The sequence below is a fragment of the Coprococcus sp. ART55/1 genome (genome assembly GCF_000210595.1).
GTDB lineage: Bacteria > Bacillota > Clostridia > Lachnospirales > Lachnospiraceae > Coprococcus > Coprococcus aceti.
In genome coordinates, this window is the sequence record NC_021018.1 from 1,589,382 (window position 1) to 1,592,705 (window position 3,324).

General features: G+C 33.4%; 6 protein-coding genes. All 6 read right to left on the reverse strand.

From position 1 onward, the window contains the following. Window positions 1–827, reverse strand: an 827-nt coding sequence (locus CCU_RS07285; RefSeq protein WP_208896082.1) for a hypothetical protein, incomplete at its 3' end; no start/stop codon positions are given. After that, a complete protein-coding gene (locus tag CCU_RS07290) occupies window positions 828–1,442 on the reverse strand; it encodes a response regulator (protein ID WP_015534127.1) in 615 nt (204 codons plus the stop codon). After that, window positions 1,421–1,636: a hypothetical protein gene (locus CCU_RS07295; protein ID WP_208896083.1), complete on the reverse strand. Its 216-nt coding sequence runs from the start codon at window positions 1,634–1,636 to the stop codon at window positions 1,421–1,423. Before CCU_RS07295 ends, CCU_RS07290 begins: the two co-directional genes overlap by 22 nt. 16 nt (window positions 1,637–1,652) lie before the next feature. After that, on the reverse strand, window positions 1,653–1,916 hold the full coding sequence (locus CCU_RS07300) for a DUF1292 domain-containing protein (protein ID WP_015534128.1): 264 nt from the start codon (window positions 1,914–1,916) through the stop codon (window positions 1,653–1,655). Window positions 1,917–2,254: 338 nt separating this feature from the next. Then, window positions 2,255–2,665, reverse strand: coding sequence for a hypothetical protein (locus CCU_RS07305; RefSeq protein ID WP_015534130.1), 411 nt, complete (start codon window positions 2,663–2,665; stop codon window positions 2,255–2,257). 212 nt (window positions 2,666–2,877) lie between these two features. Continuing rightward, window positions 2,878–3,099 (reverse strand): helix-turn-helix domain-containing protein, encoded by a 222-nt coding sequence (locus tag CCU_RS07310; protein WP_015534131.1) that lies wholly within the window; start codon window positions 3,097–3,099, stop codon window positions 2,878–2,880. Window positions 3,100–3,324: the final 225 nt, after the last annotated feature.

Consider the following 3,324-nt stretch of genomic DNA (forward strand, 5'->3'; position numbering starts at 1 on the left):
GGGCCAAATGATTTTATATTAACAAATAAATTATCTCCTGTCTGCTCAAAAGTCACATCAACATCATTCTGACCTATTGTATATTTTACTGCATTTTCGAACAACAAAAATGGCAGTATTTCAGCATATGCATTTATCATATTATATGAAAATTGAGTTTCCCCATGAAAATGTATTGTTACATCCTTTTTCTTATATCCAATTAGAATATATCTAATTTTATCAAATTTCTTATATACATTTACATTTGCCATCGACGCAATTGTTAACATATCTATATTTGAAACAAGATCATATACCGAATATTTACATGCAATTAATTGTTCCATTGCGTTTATATTTTTGACTTTATTTAATATTTCTTTAGGTATATTTGACATATCCGATATATTTCTGATTATCTCATCAGACTTGTACATAATATGTGAATCCAATTTACGCACATCATGCAATAAATCTTTATGAATACTCTTCTCCCGTTCCATCTCAGTTTGCAGTTTAGTAATTTCTACTTGTGCAGATAATAATCTTAAAAATAACTGTTCAGATATTGTTGTTTGAGTATTATCTTGCCTTGTTGAAGTCATCTTTTTACAATGCTTTTTTACTCGTATTCCAATAACAAAAAATGAAGTTTGACCATCTGTTTTGTGATATATTGTATATCCAGACGGACACTGATAAAATCCCTCACCTTGTGTCATAATCTTTTTGTAAAAACTGGAACACGGCTCCTGTTTATATTTATTTTTACATTTATTACATATTTGTATAACACTACCATCACTTACTTGGTTTTTATAAAGAATTGGCAATAAATTATCCATCTATATAGCTTTTATAAGTTCAACAAGAATTGTAGAAATAAATTTGCTAAAAATATTTTTAATATCTCCATCAACAGATGCCTCCAAATTCTTGAAATCCTTAAAATCTCCTTTCTTATATGATTTCACAAATATATCCTCATATCTTGCAACAGTAATCAATGACACATCTTTTTCCAAAAGTTGATTTCGGAATTTTTTCCACTGAAAAATAGGATCAGAAATCATATATAAATATTTATCCAGATTCTCCAACCACGATTCCGTTGATAAACTTTTTTGTAAAACATCATCTGCTTTTTGTATATAACTATTATAAGATGGATCATATTGACTTGCAGTATATGCAAGTACTATTTTTTCTGGATAGTTCTTCTTGATCTCCTGAATAACAAAAGCCCCTTCATATGCATTAGATATCTTTTTGCCAATACCTCTTATATCACATAAAATTATAGGATATTCACTTACATCTCTTATATTGTCTATATCACTTTTATTAGTAAATCTATAATTATTATTCTCAAGGAACTCCTGAGGAGCAAAATCTTCATCATCAATAATTAAAATATCTGTTTTTTTACGCAAATCATTTATTCTCTGTTGCTTTGCCATTTCAGTGTTCCACCATCATACTCTCTCGTCAATTCTGGAGTATATGAAACCGGTTCAATCACCTTCAAAGAATCTTCACGAATAGCCATGGTCTTCCTTCTTCGATACCTTATCAAGGTTGTTCCACATATCGGGCAAGTATCTATACTGTCATCATACAATGCAAAATCATTGCAACTTGGACATCTTTTCATCTGCTATCACCTGTTATCAATCACAATCATTTAATAAACTAACTATTTTGTTGAATTCTTCTTCATCATTTATACTCGACAACATCTCTCCCATTTCAGTATGTCCTACTTCAAATATGTACATTGATTCACCATCATTAAGGTCGTTGCCTAATACAAATAATCTTCCGTCGTATTCAAACTTTTTTACAAGCTCAACCGGGACTTTCTCATCATCAAAGTCCTCCAATTCAAGAATCACTGGTTCTTCACTCTCAATATCTATAACATCAACCTTCATGTGCATCCTCTCTTCGCTAGTCTAACCGTAAGGCAATCCACGAATGTTTTCTTAACTCACTGATTACCTCACGGCTGAACTTAATTATCCTACAATTACTTTCTTGTGAAGTATCCGCTACAACTTGATGAACTCTCCCACGGATAATAATACGCGTGATTTCTTGTACACCAGATTTTGCCACTTCTGTCTTTCTCTCCCGGATCAGACCAACCACATGCCCCACAATCATATGCGCAGCATACCCCTTCCGGTAGCGTTACATTTGTTTTGATTCCTTCCATCTCTAAACTCCTTCAATCATTTGATTTATTTAAACCGGCTGCTAAAGCAACCGCTTAAATCAAAGTAATCTTCTCTTCAGAAACATCTCCACACCTGTCTACTTTGTATAAGATTACCCTTACCTTGCTGCCTATCACGACCAACGGAAATAATATTACATTCATATCATTTGCCGTCATGATTAGCTGTGCATACTTGATGTCTGCACAGGACAACTCACACCTATCTTCCAAATGGCTATGAACAATCCCCGCAAATTGTATGCTCCGTTGCGTCCAATCCGATATGACACTATTTACAGTAACCGTATCCGGTTTGTATGTATTGCTATCGCAACTCCCGGTTCTGTCAAAATAATATGCACATACAACATCGTTTTGGGTTCCAATTATTCCACCTGTCTCCGGCGACACACTACCTATGGTGGACATAATTTCATTTAGTACATTCGCTTCTATATTCATAACCTGTTCTTCTAATATATATCTCACCCAAAATGCTTTTTATCGCACCACAGGCTTAAATCTTTTCTTTTTTGTAATTATTAAAGTTTCCATGGGATTCATAAATGAATAGAACATCAGGCTACACCTTTAGCCTCATGTCATTTTAGAATAAGAAGGGACTATCCCCCTGACTTTCATTTATAAATCCTCTGCTCCCCAGCAAATTGTTTCTATTTTTGTATACCTAACCGATTTTCTTCTCCTGTAACCAAATAATCTATCGATACATCAAAGTAATCAGCCAGTTTTATCAGTGTTTCATATCTAGGTTTTTTACCTTTTACCTCATAACCGGCTATCGTAGCTCTGTTTACATGTAAGTATTGTGCCAGCTTGTCCTGTGTTACTCCTCGTTCTTCACGCAGACTTTTCAATACTTCACCAAACGCCATAATAACCGTTTACTAATTTATGCATAGATCCTTTCAAATACACTATGATGATTGTGATTGACCTTTTGTCATATTATAATTTGGTATCTTGCATAGATAATTCGCATCATGCAAGGACATAAATCTTTCGCAGAATGTCAACATCTGCGAAAAGGAAAACATATATACTGACATAGATTTCAGTCACATCACAATAAAAATTATAGTGATTGCGTGTCAGATTGT

Coding starts and splice junctions, on each gene's coding strand:
- CCU_RS07305 (WP_015534130.1), bottom strand. CDS start 2,665: ATGAATATAGAAGCGAATGTACTAAATGAAATTATGTCCACCATAGGT.
- CCU_RS07290 (WP_015534127.1), bottom strand. CDS start 1,442: ATGGCAAAGCAACAGAGAATAAATGATTTGCGTAAAAAAACAGATATT.
- CCU_RS07300 (WP_015534128.1), bottom strand. CDS start 1,916: ATGAAGGTTGATGTTATAGATATTGAGAGTGAAGAACCAGTGATTCTT.
- CCU_RS07310 (WP_015534131.1), bottom strand. CDS start 3,099: ATGGCGTTTGGTGAAGTATTGAAAAGTCTGCGTGAAGAACGAGGAGTA.
- CCU_RS07295 (WP_208896083.1), bottom strand. CDS start 1,636: ATGAAAAGATGTCCAAGTTGCAATGATTTTGCATTGTATGATGACAGT.